The 19338-nt window shown below is 43.8% G+C and carries 14 protein-coding genes; 12 read left to right on the top strand and 2 right to left on the bottom strand.

What is annotated here, in order from left to right:
- Window positions 1–14: 14 nt before the first annotated feature.
- The 3 genes from rseP (at window position 15) to RIL182_RS10905 (ending at window position 6670) form a co-directional block, all read left to right on the top strand.
- Window positions 15–1046, top strand: a complete 1032-nt coding sequence (gene rseP, locus RIL182_RS10915) for an RIP metalloprotease RseP (protein WP_006858911.1) — start codon at window positions 15–17, stop codon at window positions 1044–1046.
- Between the two features lie 13 nt (window positions 1047–1059).
- Entirely contained in the window at window positions 1060–2109 is a 1050-nt protein-coding gene (ispG, locus tag RIL182_RS10910) for a flavodoxin-dependent (E)-4-hydroxy-3-methylbut-2-enyl-diphosphate synthase (protein WP_022112518.1), read from the top strand.
- Between the two features lie 64 nt (window positions 2110–2173).
- Entirely contained in the window at window positions 2174–6670 is a 4497-nt protein-coding gene (locus tag RIL182_RS10905; protein ID WP_134523308.1) for a PolC-type DNA polymerase III, read from the top strand.
- A 74-nt stretch (window positions 6671–6744) separates the two neighbouring features.
- Here the strand turns inward: RIL182_RS10905 and RIL182_RS10900 are convergent, their stop codons facing one another.
- Complete coding sequence (locus RIL182_RS10900; protein ID WP_006858915.1) at window positions 6745–7776, bottom strand: DUF5050 domain-containing protein; 1032 nt, start codon at window positions 7774–7776, stop codon at window positions 6745–6747.
- 191 nt (window positions 7777–7967) lie between these two features.
- Here RIL182_RS10900 and pheA point away from each other — a divergent pair, with 191 nt between their 5' ends.
- From pheA to RIL182_RS10875, 5 genes are read left to right on the top strand one after another with little or no spacing between them, the layout of a single operon-like run.
- Complete coding sequence (gene pheA / locus RIL182_RS10895) at window positions 7968–9098, top strand: prephenate dehydratase (protein WP_118597014.1); 1131 nt, start codon at window positions 7968–7970, stop codon at window positions 9096–9098.
- Window positions 9099–9151: 53 nt separating this feature from the next.
- On the top strand, window positions 9152–10447 hold the full coding sequence (locus RIL182_RS10890) for an ATP-binding protein (RefSeq protein WP_015520465.1): 1296 nt from the start codon (window positions 9152–9154) through the stop codon (window positions 10445–10447).
- Window positions 10448–10476: 29 nt separating this feature from the next.
- Window positions 10477–12009 (top strand): Ppx/GppA phosphatase family protein, encoded by a 1533-nt coding sequence (locus tag RIL182_RS10885; RefSeq protein ID WP_006858918.1) that lies wholly within the window; start codon window positions 10477–10479, stop codon window positions 12007–12009.
- Between the two features lie 12 nt (window positions 12010–12021).
- Window positions 12022–14160 (top strand): RNA degradosome polyphosphate kinase, encoded by a 2139-nt coding sequence (locus RIL182_RS10880; RefSeq protein WP_022113049.1) that lies wholly within the window; start codon window positions 12022–12024, stop codon window positions 14158–14160.
- Window positions 14161–14192: 32 nt separating this feature from the next.
- On the top strand, window positions 14193–15005 hold the full coding sequence (locus tag RIL182_RS10875) for a Cof-type HAD-IIB family hydrolase (protein WP_015520466.1): 813 nt from the start codon (window positions 14193–14195) through the stop codon (window positions 15003–15005).
- Between the two features lie 32 nt (window positions 15006–15037).
- Here the strand turns inward: RIL182_RS10875 and RIL182_RS10870 are convergent, their stop codons facing one another.
- Window positions 15038–15907: a PHP domain-containing protein gene (locus RIL182_RS10870; RefSeq protein WP_134523305.1), complete on the bottom strand. Its 870-nt coding sequence runs from the start codon at window positions 15905–15907 to the stop codon at window positions 15038–15040.
- 197 nt (window positions 15908–16104) lie between these two features.
- Here RIL182_RS10870 and RIL182_RS10865 point away from each other — a divergent pair, with 197 nt between their 5' ends.
- The 4 genes from RIL182_RS10865 to rpmI all read left to right on the top strand — a co-directional run bounded on the left by RIL182_RS10865 (window position 16105) and on the right by rpmI (window position 19318).
- Window positions 16105–16548, top strand: a complete 444-nt coding sequence (locus RIL182_RS10865) for a chemotaxis protein CheW (protein ID WP_015560470.1) — start codon at window positions 16105–16107, stop codon at window positions 16546–16548.
- Between the two features lie 41 nt (window positions 16549–16589).
- Window positions 16590–18290 carry a methyl-accepting chemotaxis protein gene (locus RIL182_RS10860; protein ID WP_006858926.1) on the top strand — a complete coding sequence of 567 codons (1701 nt, stop codon included), beginning with the start codon at window positions 16590–16592 and terminating at the stop codon, window positions 18288–18290.
- 313 nt (window positions 18291–18603) lie between these two features.
- Window positions 18604–19101, top strand: a complete 498-nt coding sequence (gene infC, locus RIL182_RS10855) for a translation initiation factor IF-3 (protein WP_006858927.1) — start codon at window positions 18604–18606, stop codon at window positions 19099–19101.
- Between the two features lie 19 nt (window positions 19102–19120).
- Window positions 19121–19318, top strand: coding sequence for a 50S ribosomal protein L35 (gene rpmI / locus RIL182_RS10850; RefSeq protein ID WP_006858928.1), 198 nt, complete (start codon window positions 19121–19123; stop codon window positions 19316–19318).
- The last annotated feature ends 20 nt before the right edge of the window (window positions 19319–19338 follow it).

Genomic DNA, 19338 nt, shown 5'->3' with positions numbered 1-19338 from the left:
GGAATTAAAAACGGATGAAAATTATTATCGCATTATTGATCTTCAGTATCATTATTATATTTCATGAACTTGGACATTTTTCACTGGCAAAGGCAAATGGGATCCGTGTCAATGAGTTCTGTCTCGGACTTGGACCGACGATTTTGGGCATGACGAAGGGAGAAACGAAATATTCCTTAAAACTGCTTCCGTTTGGAGGTGCCTGTATGATGGAGGGAGAAGACGGCGAGAGTACAGATGACCGGGCATTTGGCAAAAAGTCTGTCTGGGCAAGGATCAGTGTGGTTGCCGCCGGACCGGTGTTTAACTTTATCATGGCATTTGTCTTTTCTTTTATCCTTCTTTCCTGCAATGGATATGATGTCCCTAAGATCACAGAGGTCAGCGAGGGCTTTGCAGCGGAACAGGCAGGTATGCAGGCGGGGGATGTCATTGTAAAAATGAACGGAAAACATATTCATTTTTACCGGGAAGTCAGTTCTTACTCCATGTTCCATGCGGGGGAGACCGTGGAAGTGACTTATGAGCGTGACGGAAAAAGATATACGGCAGAGCTGACACCGCTGTATGATGAAGAACTTGGCAGATACCGCTATGGTTTTGTCGGCGGTGAAGTGGAGAAAGGAAATGTGTTTAAGAATCTTCTGTACAGTGGATATGAGGTAAAATACTGGATCGATACGACGTTTGGAAGCTTAAAAATGCTTGCAACAGGCGGTGTTACCTTAAATGATATGAGTGGTCCGGTCGGGCTTGTCGATGCGATCGGTGACAGCTATGAGGAGAGTGTTTCCTACGGTTATTATGCGGCATTTTTACAAATGCTCTATATCTGTATTCTGATCTCGGCAAACCTTGGTGTTATGAACCTGCTGCCGCTTCCGGCATTGGACGGTGGACGACTGGTGTTTCTGATCGTTGAGGCGATCCGGGGGAAAAAGGTTGATCCGGACAAAGAGGGCATGGTGCATTTTATAGGACTTATGCTTTTAATGCTTTTGATGGTGGTTGTAATGTTTAACGATATTCGAAAAATTTTCATGTAGAGGTGAAAGTACAGTGAAAACAAAAACAGTAAAAATCGGTTCGAAAGTGATCGGGGGCGGTAATCCGATCCTGATTCAGTCAATGACAAATACAAAGACAGAGGACATCGCTGCGACAGTGGCACAAATCAATAAACTTGCGGCAGCAGGCTGTGATATCATAAGATGTGCAGTGCCGACAATGGAAGCTGCCGAAGCATTGACAGAGATCAAAAAACAGGTGGAGATCCCGGTCGTGGCAGATATTCATTTTGATTACCGTCTGGCGATCGCAGCAATCGAGCACGGTGCAGATAAGATCCGTATCAATCCGGGAAACATCGGAAGCAGAGAGCGCGTACAGGCGGTCGTGGATGCGGCAAAAGAGCGGCAGATCCCGATTCGTGTCGGTGTCAACAGTGGTTCTTTAGAAAAAGATCTGGTAGAAAAATACCATGGCGTGACGGCAGAAGGAATCGTTGAGAGTGCGCTGGATAAAGTAAAAATGATTGAGGATATGGGATACGATAACCTTGTTATCAGCATCAAATCCTCGGACGTTATGATGTGTGTGAAAGCACATGAGCTGATCGCAGAAAAAACTGATCACCCGCTGCATGTAGGCATCACCGAAGCCGGAACGATCATCAGTGGAAATATCAAATCCGCAATCGGACTTGGACTGATTTTACATCAGGGCATCGGTGATACGATCCGTGTTTCACTGACCGGAGATCCGTTAGAGGAAATCAAATCCGCAAAGCTGATCTTAAAGACATTAGGACTGCGCAAGGGTGGTATTGAGGTCGTATCCTGTCCGACCTGTGGAAGAACCAGGATCGATCTGATCGGACTTGCAAACCAGGTCGAAAATATGGTTGCCGATATCCCGTTAGACATCAAAGTTGCCGTTATGGGCTGTGTGGTCAACGGACCGGGTGAGGCAAAAGAGGCGGATATCGGAATTGCCGGAGGTATCGGGGAAGGACTGATCATCAAACATGGAGAGGTCTACAAGAAAGTGCCGGAATCCGAACTGTTAGAGAGCCTTCGCTATGAACTGCTGCACTGGAATGAAAATTAGGTGTTACTGGTCACACGGAATGTGTGAACAAGCAACAATTAAGTAAGTTGGAGTTGGGTAAAACATGACAAAAATGTTTTTTGATGTATTTCCGACACTGGAAGTGAATGGAGATATGAAAAAACTGTTATCAGAGACGGAAGTTACCAAGGTCGGAATGAATCATGAGAAAGATCATATCCGTATCTATTTAAATGGAACACGTCTTATCCATAAAAAGAATATCTATCAGCTGGAAAAAAACATACATGATCAGATTTTTAAAAACCGGCATATGGACGTTAAAGTCATTGAAAAATACCAGTTGTCAGAGCAGTATACTGCAGAAAAACTGATGGATCTGTATAAGGACAGTATTTTAGAGGAATTAAAAAATTACAGTCTGATGGAATATAATCTGCTGCGCTCCGCCAAAATGGAGTTTACAGGAGATTCCCATCTGCTCCTGACTCTTGAAAACACGATCATTGCACAGACCAGATCACATGAGATCGTTGAATTTTTAGAGAAAGTGGTGTGTGAACGCTGTGGACTTGACCTTTCCGTAGAACTTGCTTTTGAGGAACCGAAAGAGAGCAAACACAAGAAAAACAGTGATTTACAGATCCAGTTTGAAATCAAAAATATTTTAAAACGTGTACAGCTTCATGAGGAGAGTGCACCGGCAAAGGCGGAAGAAGTACAGACGGCTGATACATCCATGAAAACTGCCACAAAGGAACAAAATCATTCAAAAGAATCTGCTGCAGGAAATAATGCAGGAAACGCGAACGGAAAGGGAGAAAATTCGTTTGGTAAAAAAGAATTCCGCAAAAAATATGATGGCGGATCCTACGGTGGATATAAAAAATCAGATAACCCGGATGTGCTCTATGGAAAAGATTTTGAAGATGAGACGATCCTAATCGAGAAGATTGTCGGGGAGATGGGAGAGGTTACGATACGCTGTCAGGTCATGACACTTGAGACGAGAGAGATCCGTAATGAAAAAACGATCGTGATCATGTCAGTCACGGATTTCACGGACTCCATTGTTTTAAAGATTTTTACCAGAAATGACCAGCTTCCGGAATTGCTTGAGGGGGTGAAAAAAGGTGCTTTCCTAAAGATCAAAGGCGTCACGACCATCGACAAATTTGACAGTGAGCTTACGATAGGTTCGATCGTCGGCATCAAAAAAATCCCGGATTTTACCTCAGTCCGTATGGATACGAGCCCGGAGAAACGCGTAGAGCTTCACTGTCATACCAAGATGAGCGATATGGATGGTGTCTCTGAGGTAAAAGATATCGTAAAGCGTGCGATGAAATGGGGTCATAAGGCGATTGCTATCACCGACCATGGGGATGTACAGGCGTTCCCGGATGCAAACCATGCGATCTCACCGGATGATGACTTCAAGGTGATCTATGGTGTGGAGGCATATTTGGTGGATGATTTAAAGGATATCATCACCAACTCAAAAAACCAGAATCTCGATGATACCTATGTGGTGTTTGACCTTGAGACGACCGGATTTTCGCCGGATAAAAATAAGATCATAGAGATCGGTGCAGTGAAAGTGGTGCACGGCGAGATCACAGAACGTTTTTCTACGTTCGTCAACCCGGAAGTGCCGATCCCGTACCGGATCGAGGAACTGACTTCCATCCGAGACGATATGGTGATCGATGCACCGAAGATAGAGACGATCCTGCCACAGTTTATGGAGTTCTGTGGGGATGCAATCATGGTCGCACACAATGCAGATTTTGATATGAGTTTTATCATCAAAAACTGTGAGAGACAGGGAATCGAGAAAGAGTTTACGATCATTGATACGGTTGCTTTAGCACGAATTTTGCTGCCACAGTTAAACCGTTTTAAACTCGATACTGTAGCAAAAGCGCTGGGAGTTTCTCTGGAGAATCACCACCGTGCCGTGGATGATGCGGGATGTACGGCGGAGATCTTTGTAAAATTTGTAAAGATGCTCCACGACCGTGGCATGGAAACCTTAGATCAGGTCAACCAGATGGGACAGGCTTCGCCGGAGACCATCATGAAAATGAACACTTATCATGCGATCATTCTTGCGACAAACGATATCGGGCGCATCAATCTGTACCGTCTGATTTCTCTGTCACATCTGACCTACTATAACAAGAGACCGCGTATTCCAAAGAGTGAGTTTGTAAAATACCGTGAAGGATTGCTGCTTGGATCAGCATGTGAGGCGGGAGAACTCTACCGTGCAATCGTGGGTGGACGGCCGGAGGAGGAAATCATAAGACTGGTAAAATTTTATGATTATTTAGAAATCCAGCCGCTTGGCAATAATGAGTTTATGTTAAAAAGCGACAAGGAATCCGTCAGCACGATCGAGGAACTGCAGGATATCAACCGCCGTATTGTAAAACTGGGAGAAACGTTTGGAAAACTGGTTGTTGCGACCTGTGACGTGCATTTCCTTGACCCGGAGGATGAGATTTACCGCCGTATCATCATGGCGGGAAAAGGATTTAAGGATGCGGATGACCAGGCGCCGCTTTACCTTCGAACGACAGAGGAGATGCTAAAGGAATTTGAATATCTTGGCTCGGCAAAAGCGGAGGAAGTCGTCATTACTAACCCGAACAAGATCGCGGATATGTGTGAGAAGATCGCACCTGTGCGCCCGGATAAATGTCCGCCGGTCATCGAAAATTCTGACCAGATGCTGCGTGATATCTGTTATACCAAGGCACACAGTATGTATGGCGAAGAGCTTCCTGCAATCGTAAAGGAGCGTCTGGATCGTGAGTTGAACTCTATTATTTCCAACGGATATGCGGTTATGTACATCATTGCACAGAAACTGGTATGGAAGTCAAACGAGGATGGATATCTGGTAGGATCGCGTGGTTCAGTAGGTTCGTCCTTTGCGGCGACAATGTCCGGTATCACGGAGGTCAATCCACTCCAGGCACATTATCGCTGCCCAAATTGTAAATACAGTGATTTTGATTCGCCGGAGGTCAAGGCATTTTCCGGCAGGAGCGGCTGTGATATGCCGGATAAGATTTGTCCGGTCTGCGGCGAAAAACTAGTCAAGGACGGATTTGATATCCCGTTTGAGACATTCCTTGGATTCAAGGGAAATAAGGAGCCGGATATCGACTTGAACTTCTCCGGTGAGTACCAGAGTAAAGCGCATGCGTACTGTGAGGTTATTTTCGGTTACGGACAGACCTTCCGTGCCGGTACGATCGGTACACTTGCCGATAAAACGGCATTCGGTTATATCAAGAATTATTACGAGGAGCGCGGCATCCACAAGAGAAACTGTGAGATCGACCGTATTGTACAGGGATGTGTCGGCGTCCGCAGAACGACCGGACAGCATCCGGGAGGTATCGTTGTACTTCCGGTGGGAGAGGAGATCAATACTTTTACCCCGGTACAGCATCCGGCAAACGATATGACGACTGCGACAGTCACCACACATTTTGATTACCACTCGATCGACCACAACCTGTTGAAACTCGATATTCTCGGGCACGATGATCCGACCATGATCCGTATGTTGCAGGACTTAACGGGAATCGATCCGGTTACGATCCCGCTTGATGATGAGGCGGTCATGTCTTTGTTTAAAAATACGTCAGCGCTTGGTGTTACGCCGGAGGATATCGGCGGGATCCCGCTTGGATGTCTCGGTATTCCGGAGTTTGGTACAGAGTTCGCCATGCAGATGGTTATCGATGCCAAGCCGCAGGAGTTTTCGGATCTGATCCGTATCTCCGGTCTGTCCCATGGTACAGACGTTTGGCTCGGCAATGCGCAGACTTTAATCGAACAGGGACTGGCAACGATTTCCACTGCGATCTGTACGCGAGATGATATCATGATCTATCTGATCCAGATGGGACTTGACAGTGAGCAGTCCTTTACGATCATGGAGTCGGTTCGAAAAGGAAAAGGACTAAAGGAAGAGTGGAAAGAAGAGATGCGTGCACATGACGTGCCGGAGTGGTACATTGATTCATGTTTAAAGATTAAATACATGTTCCCGAAAGCACATGCGGCGGCTTACGTTATGATGGCATGGCGTATCGCATACTGTAAAGTATATTATCCGCTTGCCTATTATGCGGCATATTTTTCAATCCGTGCGACTGGATTCAACTATGAGATCATGTGTCAGGGAAGAGAGCGCCTTACCTATTTCCAGAAAGATTATGAGCGCAGAAAAGATTCGCTTTCCAAGAAGGAACAGGATGTATACCGTGACATGAAGATTGTACAGGAAATGTATGCGCGGGGATTTGATTTCACACCGATCGATATTTACCGTGCAAAACCGGACCGTTTCCAGATCATTGACGGAAAACTGATGCCGGCATTAAATACGATCGACGGTATGGGAGATAATGCTGCGATCGCTGTGGCGGAAGCGGCAAAAGATGGAAAATTCTTATCCAGAGACGATTTCAGACAGAGAACAAAGGCAACTAAGACGGTCATTGATCTGATGGGAGATTTAGGACTGCTCGGTGATATGCCGGAGTCCAATCAGCTCTCACTGTTTGATTTTGCATAGAAAAAACACAGGGGATAACGGAAGTCCCCTGTGTTTTTTTGAACATAAAACGAAACTGTGGATCCGGTGCAGGATCATTTGTCAGAAGAACCAGTTCCCGGATTAAAGATCTCAACATCAGACGGATCAGCAATCGGTGTCTTATACATAACGCCGGAAGCAAAATCCCTGAAATAGACATCTGTTTCCGTCGCATTGATGTTGGTATAATTGCCTTCTGCGATCACGGTGTAATCACTGCCGTCGGTTTTCATCCGGCAGAGTGCCGGAGTGCTTGTACTGTTGCGCTGGAAATAAATATAGTTCCCTGTAATGTTATAACAGTCAATGCGGTCGTCGCTGAGTGTTGTGATGGCCGAACTGCCGGAGAGATCTGTGCTTGCAAGTGTATAATTATTTTCATTGTCCAAGAAAAAGATCGTATCACCGATTACGGCTGGCATGTAATAATTGCCTTTCAGAACGAGCTCCGAGGTGTCAGTAACAGTGTCAAAACGCCAGATATTGTGATCGTTTGATACGCCATTGAAATAAATGTACTGTCCGACGACGGAGCATGGACGGTACGGTGTCTTGTCTACCTGATGACTGTCTGCCCCGTCGATGCCGACTTCATAGAAAGTGGTAAAGTCTTTGTCATCATAGTGAAGGTAATAAACCTTATTTCCGACTAAAGAGGCATAAAGACTCGCGGAAGAATCAAGGAGAATGCTTTTTTTATGCTTGCTGCGGTCAAGCCGGCAGAGGCTGTCTGTGTTGATTGTCAAAAATGAAAATGGTTCTGTAAAAACCGGATTGTTGCGCACATAGTAAATATAATTGTCATCTGCATTGATAAAGGTGGCAACATCATCAGAAATCTTTGTAAGGTCTGAACCGTCGCTGTTCATTGAGTATAGTTTGCTGCTGTCGGAAGGGTTTGCAAAATAAATCGTGCCGTCGGCTGCTGTGCAGAAGATGCCGGCATTGTAGAGATTGCCAGCCGTGTTGCCGTTTATGTAATCGTCATTGAATTTTGTCTCGTTTGATTTGTGGTGGTAGACACCAAAACCGACACCGGCGGCGAGTACGAGGATAATTAAGAGAATCGTGATAACTTTTTTCATAAGGCCTCCATTCTGAGAGCATTTTATGCTGACGTGACAATGTGTTTGATTTGCTTCTCATCTGTGTTTATTATAGCATTTTCAGAGCACGAATACTATATTTTTCATATGGAATATGACTTTTTCTGCCCTTGATATTGCTACGTTAATGTAATATAGTAGAAGTAATACTAAAAATAAAGGTGGAATCCATGAAAGATTTAAAAGAATTAAGAGACCAGATCGATGTCATTGACAGACAGATCGTAGATTTATATCAGGAGAGAATGGAGATTGCTGCGGGTGTTGCAGAATATAAGATCAATACCGGCAAAAAAGTATTTGATAAAGAACGCGAAGATTCAAAACTTGCAACGCTGACAGCACTTGGCAAAACAGATTTTAATAAACACGGGATCCGTGAATTGTTTGAGCAGATTATGTCGATGAGCAGAAAACGCCAGTATCAGCTTTTGACAGCGCATGGAATGTATGAAAAACCGGATTTTACAGAAGTGGAAAGTTTAGATTATCACAATGCGCGTATTGTGTTTCAGGGGACAGAGGGTGCGTACAGCCAGCTTGCATTGAGAGAGTACTTTGGAGAGCAGACGGACAGTTATCATGTGGAAACCTGGCGTGATGCCATGGAGGCGATCAAAAACGGAGAGGCAGATTATGCGGTGCTTCCGATTGAGAATTCTTCAGCGGGCATCGTATCTGAAAATTATGACCTGATGGTAGAATACGATAACTGCATCGTCGGGGAGCAGATTATCCAGATCAATCATGCACTGCTTGGACTTCCGGATGCAGAACTTTCCGATATCACGGATGTCTATTCCCACCCGCAGGCACTGATGCAGTGCGGCAGATATCTTGAGAGCCACCGGGAATGGGAAAAACATAGTCTGAAAAATACTGCCATGGCGGCAAAAAAAGTAAAAGAGGACGGCAAAAAACATAAGGCGGCGATCGCAAGCAGCCTGACTGCTGATATCTATGGACTGAAAGTGCTGGATGAATGTATTCAGGATAATAGGATGAATGCAACCCGTTTTATTATCGTATCCGGCAAACGCGTTTTCACTTCAAAGGCGGAAAAGATCAGTATCTGCTTTGAAGGTATGCATGAGAGTGGTTCCCTTTACCATATGCTGTCCCATTTTATTTACAATGGCATCAACATGAACCACATTGAATCAAGACCGGTACAGGGGAAAAACTGGGAGTACCGTTTCTTTGTCGACTTTGAGGGTAATTTAAATGATGCAGCAGTGCAGAATGCCTTAAGAGGTCTGGCAGAGGAAACGCTTGGACTTAAGATTCTTGGAAATTATTAGAACGAAAGAAATGTGTGGAAATAAGATTTGCACACGAAGAAATGGAGCAAAACATGAAAAGTACAAAAAACCTGATCTTATATAAAAACTTTGAAAATGGAAAATTATTTTATAACATGGCATGGATCATGGAAAACTATGAGAATGAATATTATAACAGAGAGGATATCGAGGCACTGCTTTACGAATGTTTTAACCAGTTGTCCGAACTTGCAGTAAGTCATGGATTTAAAGGAAATCTCTGGCATAATTTTATTGCATTTATTCTGGTCAATAACGAGAACGCATACAGCCGTGGATGTGAGATCCGGGGTGGTATGGAAGGCTCCGTCAATCAGATTGCACTGCATGATTTTAAGATCATGAAAGATTTATTTGATTTTGATTTTACAGAGCTGGCAAAAGATTATGAGATCGACTGCATGGATGCACTGCTTCATTATGAGAGTGCAGGCGACAGCGGAAAGCTTTTTAATAAAAGAATCCGTGACCGTATCTGTGAACTGACAGTAAAATTAGAGCAGGCGGCAGATGCAGGTGATTTTAAGGATGCTGTTACAGAGTTCTACGGAGAATTTGGTGTTGGAAAATTAGGCTTACATAAAGCATTTCGTGTGCTGCATAAAGAGGATGGAGCACAGATCGTACCGATCACAAACATTGCACATGTAAAATTAGATGATCTGGTCGGATATGAGATCGCAAAACAGAAACTGATCGACAATACAGAGAGCTTTGTCCGCGGAAAGGAGGCAAATAACTGCCTGCTTTACGGAGATGCAGGAACAGGAAAGTCCACCAGTATTAAGGCAATCGCCAATCAGTATTATGACAGGGGACTGCGTCTGATCGAGGTGTACAAGCATCAGTTCTGCGACTTAAATGATGTGATCGCACAGATCAAAAACCGCAATTACAAATTTATCATTTATATGGATGATCTGTCATTTGAGGAATTTGAGATCGAGTATAAATACTTAAAAGCAGTGATCGAGGGAGGACTTGAGAAGAAACCGGACAATGTTTTGATCTATGCGACCTCAAACAGACGTCATCTGATCCGCGAGACATTCTCCGACAAAGAGGAAGTGAGAGAGGACATGCATACTTCCGATACCGTACAGGAAAAGTTGTCTCTGTATGCAAGATTTGGCGTTTCCATTTATTTTGGTGCACCGGGCAAAAAAGAATTCCAGCATATCGTGGTATCCCTTGCAGAGAAAAACGGTATCACCATGGATGAGGAGACACTTCTTGCCGAGGCAAATAAATGGGAACTTGCCCACGGCGGACTCTCCGGAAGAACAGCACAGCAGTTTATTAATTATCTGCTTGGAAAACAGGAATAACATGTACGCATGAAGCAGGAGGATAAAATATGGCAATTCATACATTTGCAGCGATTTATATCGGCTCTTATGAGGTGAGCCTGAAAATTTTTGAGATCTCTGCCAGAAAAAACATCCGCAAAATTGATTATATCAGAAGCAGGATCGAGCTTGGGCGGGATGCGTATTCACGCGGTGTGATCGGATATGAGCTGGTGGAAGCACTCTGTGACACGTTAGAGCAGTTCACGAAGATCATGAAAGAGTATCAGGTGGATGGCTACGAGGCATATGCGGCTGCAGCACTCCGCGATGTGAGCAATGAATTGTTCATCTTAGACCAGATCCGCATCCGTACCGGACTGACGGTACATGTTTTAAGCAACTCGGAACACCGCTTTATCAGCTACAAATCGGTTGCGATGCGAAGTGAGTTTGAGGAACTGATCAAAACGGGGGCAGCAGTCGTGGATGTCGGTGGCGGCGGCATGCAGATCACAATCTTTTCAAAGGGCAAAGTCATTACGACACAGCATCTTGGACTTGGCACCATACGCATGCAGGAACAGCTTGCAAAAAAAAGCTGCAGCTTAGAGCAGTATGAGCTGCAGATTGAAGAACTGGTAGAAAAAGAGTTAAATGTGTTTATGGCAATGTTCACGGAACAGGTGAAAGTGAAGAATCTGATCATAATCGGAGATTATATCATGGAGGTTGCCGGAAAAGTCACCGGGAAGAAACATGAAAATCTGATGGAAACCAATGATTTTCTGGCATTTCTGGATGATCTTGACAAAAAGACTGTGGAACAGATTTCGGAAGAATTAAATTTATCAAATGAAAATGATTCCCTGATCATTCCGTACATGATCATTTTTAAATGCATGGCGCGCAAAATGAAAGCCGAAAAAATCTGGGCACCGGGTGTCATTGTGAGCGATGGTATTGCATATGATTATGCACAGAAGCATAAGCTATGCAAACCGGTCCATGATTTTGATGCAGATGTCATCTCGGCTGCAAGGAATCTGTCCGCCCGCTATATGAGCTACTCACCGCATATTGATGCACTGACACAGATGGCAACGCTGATTTTTGACACAATGAAAAAAATCCATGGACTGGGAAAGAGAGAGCGGCTTTTACTTCAGGTGGCAGCAATCCTGCATGACTGCGGAAAGTATATCAGTCTTGCAAACGGACCGCTGTGTTCCTATGACATTATTATGGCGTCGGAAATCATCGGTCTTACACATATGGAACGTGAGATCGTGGCGTATACGGTTTTATACAATACCTATCCGCTGCCGGCCTATGAAGATTTTGAGAGTGATATCAGCCGTGAGAGTTATGTTGTCATTGCAAAACTTTCTGCAATTTTACGCGTATCCAATGCGATGGACCGCAGCCATAAGCAGAAATTCAAAAATGTGCGTGCAGCAGTAAAAGGAAAAGAACTGGTGATCACAATCGAGACAGATGATGATATCGCACTGGAAAAAGCACTGTTTGATGCGAAGGTTTCTTACTTTGAAAACATATTCAGCATAAAACCGGTGGTAAAGGAGAAACGTGTGTATTAAATGGAGGACACTATGGAAAAAGAAAAAGATTTTAAAAATCCACAGTATTACGAAAACAGAGAATTAAGCTGGTTAAAATTTGATAACCGCGTATTAAATGAAGCACGCGATAAGAGTATCCCGCTTTTGGAACGCCTGAAATTTGTCAGTATCACTTCCTCAAATCTGGATGAATTTTACATGGTGCGTGTTGCTTCCTTAAAAGATATGGTACATGCTAACTATAAGAAGAAAGACATTGCCGGAATGACGGCTTCAGAACAGCTTGCTGCCATCAACGAAAAAACAAGGGAGATGGTAGATCTGCAGTACAACACTTATAACAGGTCGCTGCTTCCGTTACTTAAGAAAGAACAGATCCATATTATAGATGCGTTTGAAGATCTGACTGAGGAACAGAAAAAGTTTGTGGACCGTTATTTTGAGGAAAATGTCTATCCGGTACTGACACCGATGGCGGTAGATGCATCGCGTCCGTTTCCGCTGATCCGCAATAAGACGTTAAATATTGCGGCACTTCTTTCTAAAAAGAATACAAAGAGCGAAAAACAGGAACTGGATTTTGCAACGGTACAGGTTCCGGGGGTCCTTCCGAGACTGGTACAGATCCCGTCAGAGGAAGAAAATGCAAAATGTTTTATTCTGTTAGAGCAGATCATCGAGAAAAATATTGACAAACTGTTCTTAAATTATGAAGTGCTCTGTGCTTATCCGTACCGTATCATGCGGAATGCCGATCTGACGATCGATGAGGACGAGGCGGAGGATCTGTTAAAAGAGATACAGAAACAGTTAAAAATGAGACAGTGGGGAGAAGTGATCCGTCTTGAGGTGGAGAGTGGAATTGACAAACGCCTGCTGCGTTTCTTAAAGGATGAACTGAAAGTTGCAGAAGAAGATATCTTCTGTATCCAGGGGCCGATCGATCTGACATTTCTGATGAAAATGTATGGACTTCCCGGCTGTGATCATCTGCGCTATAAACCGTATACGCCGCAGAAAAATCCAAAGATCGAACCGGGAGAAAATATCTTTGAATTGATCCGGAAGGGCGATATCTTCTTACATCATCCTTATCAGACCTTTGATCCGGTCGTTGATTTTATCCGTCAGGCGGCATCAGACCCGGATGTTCTTGCAATCAAACAGACACTTTACCGTGTCAGCGGCAATTCGCCGATCATTGCATCTTTGGCACAGGCAGCGGAAAATGGTAAACAGGTATCGGTTTTAGTGGAGTTAAAAGCACGTTTTGATGAGGAGAATAACATCGTCTGGGCAAAAAAACTTGAGCAGGCAGGCTGCCATGTTATCTATGGACTGGTGGGTCTGAAAACGCACAGTAAGATTGCGCTTGTTGTCCGCAGGGAGGAGGACGGTATCCGCAGATATGTTCATCTTGGAACCGGAAACTATAACGATTCGACGGCAAAATTATATACTGACTGTGGAATTTTTACCTGTAACGAGGCGATCGGCGAAGATGCGACAGCGGTATTTAACATGCTGTCCGGTTATTCCGAACCGCTTTCCTGGAATGAACTTTCCCTGGCACCGATCTGGCTTCGTAATAAATTTATGAAACTGATCGGCAGAGAGACAGCACATGCGAAATGCGGACAGCCGGCACGCATTGTCGCGAAAATGAATTCGCTCTGTGACCCGGGGATCATTGCGGCACTTTATGAGGCATCGGCAGCAGGGGTAAAAATTCAGCTGATCGTGCGTGGTATCTGTTGCTTAAAAGTTGGCATCAAGGGTGTGAGTGAAAATATAGAAGTGCGCTCGATTGTCGGAAATTTTTTAGAGCACAGCAGAATTTTCTGGTTTGAGAATAACGGGGCAGACGAGGTGTATATGGGAAGTGCGGACTGGATGCCGCGTAACTTGGACCGCCGTGTTGAAATATTGTTCCCTGTTCTGGATGATGAGGCAAAAAAATCTGCAAAACACATTCTCGAAGTTGAATTATCTGATAATACAAAGGCTCATCTCTTGAAATCAGATGGAAATTATGAGAAAATTGATAAAAGAGGAAAAGTTTTAGTCAATTCACAGATGCAGTTCTGTGAGGAAGCGGTTGCAGCAGTTCCGAAACAGGATCATGTGTACCGGGAACGGGTATTTATTCCGGCGGAACCTGCAGAATAGCAGTATTTTACCGATAAGAAGGGGAGAGGTTTATGAATCACAAAATTTTATGTGTGGATCTGGATGCCACATTATTGTGTGATGATAAAAGCATCACGCAAAAAAACCGTGAGGCTATCCACAGAATGTTAGAGGCGGGGCATTACATAGCACTTGCAACCGGAAGACCGGTTGAAACAGCAAGAGAAGTTGCAAGAGAACTGGGGTTAAACACACCGGGCTGCTATATGATCGCATTTAATGGCGCAGTACTTTATGACTGCGCAGCAGACCGTGTACTGTTAAAGCGTTCGCTGCCGATTGAGATTGTGCAGGAACTTTTTGATAAGGCAAAACGTGCGGGCCTGTATGTGCAGACATATAACAGCACGGATCTTATTACCACAAAGCATACGAAAGAACTGGATTACTATGTGAAACAGGCGCGTATTTCTTATAAGATATCACCAAATATCCTGGATGCTTTAGAGGAAGAACCACAGAAGGTTATGCTGATCTCATTAGATCAGAGAGACAAGTTAGAGCGTTTTCAAAAGAAAAATCTGAACTGGGAAAAGGGAAAATGTAACAGCTTTTTTTCCAGCAGTCAGTATTTAGAGTACAGTCCGAAAAATACGAGCAAGGCAACTGGTATTTTAGAACTGACAAAGATCCTTAATATGCCGATGGATGCGACGGTTGCAGTCGGGGATGAGGATAATGATGTGCCGATGATAAAGACGGCCTGTATCGGGGTCGCAGTGAAGAATGCCACCGAAAAAGCAAAGGCGGCAGCGGATTATGTCACAGTAAATGACAATAATCATGACGCCATTGCCGAGGTGATCGAGAAATTTATTTTATAGGACAGACATTTTTTGCAATCCGTGAAATGGTGTTACTTCCCGGCGCGTGCTTTGATATCGGCCAGGACAGAATATGGAATATAAAGATGCCCACGTCCGGTTCCAAGCTTTATTGCGGGTTTGTTTTCACCATGGAAATCAGAACCGCCGCTGATAAGCAGGTCGTTTTCTTTTGCAATGCGTTTGACAAGCTGTTCTTCCCCGGTGGTATAGGTAGAGTAGATTGCCTCGATGCCATCAAGTCCCACAGCTTTTAAGTCGTCAATCAGCAGCTGCAGCTGTTCTACACCCAGATGATAAAGCAGCGGGTGTGCAAGGATGGCAATCCCTCCGGTTCTTTTGATAAGGGAAACGGCTTCCATGGGAGATACTTTAAAACGTCCGACATAGCAGCGGCAGCCATCGCCGATGTATTTGTCGAAGGCTTCGGAAACGGATTTGATCCATCCATGTTCATAAAGGAAACGCGCGATGTTTGCACGCGTAATGACACTGTCCGGATTCGCTGCCAGAAGGGCTTCCATCGTAATTGGAAATCCTTCTTCCTGCAGGGCAGCGATCATTTTTTCATTGCGTTTATCCCGGCATTCGCGGAATTCAGCAGTCATTTTTAAGAGTTCCGGGTCATCCGGGTTAATGTAGAGACCGACGATGTGGATTTCCTTTTCCTGTTTTTTTCCCGGAAACGTGTAAGCAGTGGAAAGCTCAATGCCCGGGATCAGCTCGATACCGGCTTCCTTTGCGGCGCCCATAGCTTTTCTTATACCTGTGGCGGTATCATGGTCAGTCAGGGCGATAGCGGAAAGACCAGCTTTTTTGGCTTCTGCGATAACCTCAGTGGGAGTAAAGGTGCCATCTGATTCCGTGGAATGTACGTGCAGGTCAACAATTCTATTATCCATAGTCTGTAAGTCCTTTCATATTATTAATAAGTGACTGTAAAAACAGTCAGCAGATGGTGTTATCGTAGCATGAATGAAATATATTTGTCAAAAAATTAAAAAAAGTATAAAAAAATAGTTTACATATTTTACTAAAATGGTACAATAATCATAAGATGGTTTTTTATAGGCAAAAATACAGCAAAGAAGGTGAGAGAATGCAATTACTGACGTTTATGCTCAATAATGTCCGGTTTGGAATACCAGTGGATGATGTCGAGTCGATTGAAACAAGAATGAGTGTGGTAGGTGTTCCAAATGCACCTGCGCATATCGAAGGAATCGTGAATCTGCATGGTGATATCGTTCCGATATGTAATCTTGCTGACTATTTCGGATATCCAAAACAGGATATAAAAAATGTTATTGTGGCAAGTATGAATGGCATGAAGATTGGTCTTGAAGTAGAGAGTGTCCGTGAGATCATTGATGTAAATGAAAAACAGGTGATTCCGATGCCGACAATCATGAATGCCAATCAGAGCTGCTTTAATGATGTGGCATCCTATGATAAGCAGCTGATCGTGATGTTTGAGGTGTCAAAACTGATGCCACAGTCCGAGCAGCAGGGGATAAAGCAGCTTATCGATGACAATACCTGACAGACATAGTAAATAAAGCGCACAAACAGGAGGAAAAGATTATGTATAAGAATCTAAAAATTCAGGAACGGCTGAAAAAATGTTTCACAGTCGTTACACTGCTTGCATCCATTGCAGGTGTTATTGGAGCAATTATGATGCTTATTATATCTACGCAGTATAAACATGCACTTACTAATTATGGTTTTTCGCAGGGTGATATCGGAAAGGCAATGATCGTTTTTGCAGATGCGAGATCAGCAGCGCGCGGTGTGATTGGTTACAATGATACTGATATGATCGCAACCATGAAACAGATACATGATGAAAAGAAACAGAAGTTTGATGATTACTGGGCTATAGTTGCGAACACCTGTGTGACAGGCACTGAGAAAGATCTCTATGAGCAGGTGAACACACTTGTTCAGCAGTACTGGGATGCAGAAGCCCAAGCGATGGAGATCGGCGCTTCCACGGACAATGAAGACAGCATCAAAGCCCAGCAAATGATGAACGATACCGTAGATCCATTGTATGAGCAGGTTTACAGCCTTACAGCGGACTTGCTGGATGCAAACATAAACGAAGGAGACTCCCTTGCGGCAAGACTTTCTGCCATTAGTATTATTTTCCTTATTGTGATTGTTGCAAGTATTGTATTTGCATTTGCACAGGCAATGAGAATGGGAAGTTCCATTGCAAAAGGAATCGCAGTACCTCTTGGTGCGTTAAGCGACCGTTTTACAACATTTGCAAAAGGTAACCTCACAGATCCATTCCCGATAGTAGATACGCATGATGAGGTGGCTGACATAATCCAGACAGCAAATGAGATGAAAGAAACATTAAATATAGTTATCGCTGACTGTGGCAAACATCTTGCTGATATGGCAAGCGGTAACTTTGATATCAAATCAGACTGTCCGGAAGTATATCAGGGTGAATTTGAAAAATTACTTCTTGCCATGCGTGATATGAAGAATCAGATGATCGTTACATTACGTTCTATTGAAGATGCATCCAGCCAGGTATCTGCAGGATCTACAAACCTTGCAGAGGCATCACAGAGTCTTGCAGAGGGTGCTACTGAGCAGGCAGGTGCAGTAGAAGAGTTACAGGCTACGATCACAAGCATCACAGAGAACATTGAAAAAGCTGCAGATCAGGCACATGAGTCCTATGTACAGGCAAAACAGTATGCAGACGAAGCGGACAACAGCCGTGCGCAGATGACAGCAATGGTAGATGCAATGACACGCATCAACGAGACATCCAAAAATATCGAGAACATCATTTCTGAGATTGAGGATATCGCATCCCAGACAAACCTGCTTTCCTTAAATGCTTCCATTGAGGCAGCAAGAGCAGGAGAGGCAGGAAGAGGATTCGCGGTTGTTGCTGACCAGATCCGTCAGTTAGCAGAGCAGAGTACAAAATCTGCAGTAGATACCAGAGAACTGATCGAAGGATCCTTAGAGGAGATCGCAGAAGGAAACAAGGCGGCAGACAAAGCTGCAGCATCCATTGAAACGGTTGTAGAAGGAATCGGCAAGATTGCAGAGTCTTCCAAAAATATCAGCCAGGTATCCAGAGATCAGGCAACTGCCATGGATCAGGCAGAACAGGGTGTCAACCAGATTTCGGAGGTTGTTCAGGCAAACTCCGCAACCGCACAGGAGTCCTCTGCTACCAGTGAGGAGCTTTCTGCTCAGGCAGTATCCTTAGATGAACTGATCAGTAAATACATTCTTCCACAGGAATAATTAATATCAGGATAGAAAGTTTAAGAATGTCTTAGCAGGGGACATTCTTAAACTTTAAAAAGTACTTGACAGAGATTTTTTGAAGTGGTATAGTATAATAGTTGTTGAAAACAAAGTAGAGTATCCACTCTCACCGGAGCACCAGCATTCGTGTGACTCATGGTTTTATATTCAAGGCATCGGGAATATTCCTGTTGTTTGAAGTACCGCACCTTGCGAGTATTGAGTATTAAAAGTGGATAGTCTGCCTATCCACTTTTTTTAATGCAAGTAAAGAATAATATTTTGGAGGTGCAATACCATTAGCGAGTTAATGATTAATGAACAGATCAGAGACAGAGAAGTTCGTCTGATCGGAGAAAACGGAGAACAGCTTGGCATTATGTCAGTGAGAGAAGCAATGAAGCTGGCTGAGGAAGCAGAGCTTGATTTGGTCAAGATTGCTCCGACCGCAAAGCCGCCGGTATGTAAGATTATCGATTACGGTAAGTATCGTTATGAATTGGCGAGAAAAGAGAAAGAAGCCAGAAAAAAACAGAAAGTGGTCGAGTTAAAAGAGATTCGCCTGTCACCGAATATTGATTCAAATGATTTGAACACCAAAATGAATGCTGCAAAAAAATTCTTAAGCAAAGGTGATAAGGTAAAAATCACTTTAAGATTCCGTGGACGTGAGATGGCACATATGAATGCCAGCAAGCATATTCTGGATGACTTTGCTGAGAGTCTTGCAGAGGTTGCAGTAGTGGAAAAAGCACCAAAGGTTGAAGGCAGAAGCATCAGCATGGTGTTGGCAGAAAAAAAATCATAATTTTAAGGAGGAATATATCATGCCAAAAATGAAAACAAGCAGAGCAGCTGCAAAACGTTTCAAAGTAACAGGAACAGGAAAATTAAAGAGAAATAAAGCTTACAAGAGACATATCTTAACAAAGAAAACAACAAAGAATAAGAGAAATCTTAGAAAACCGGCTATCGTAGATGCTACAAACGTTAAGAATATGAAGAAGATTTTACCATACATGTAAGAAAGTTGTTAAGGAGGAAT

Origin of the sequence: Roseburia intestinalis L1-82 (assembly GCF_900537995.1) — a bacterium.
GTDB classification, from domain to species: Bacteria; Bacillota; Clostridia; order Lachnospirales; family Lachnospiraceae; genus Roseburia; species Roseburia intestinalis.
This window is presented reverse-complemented; position numbering and strand designations above follow the sequence as displayed.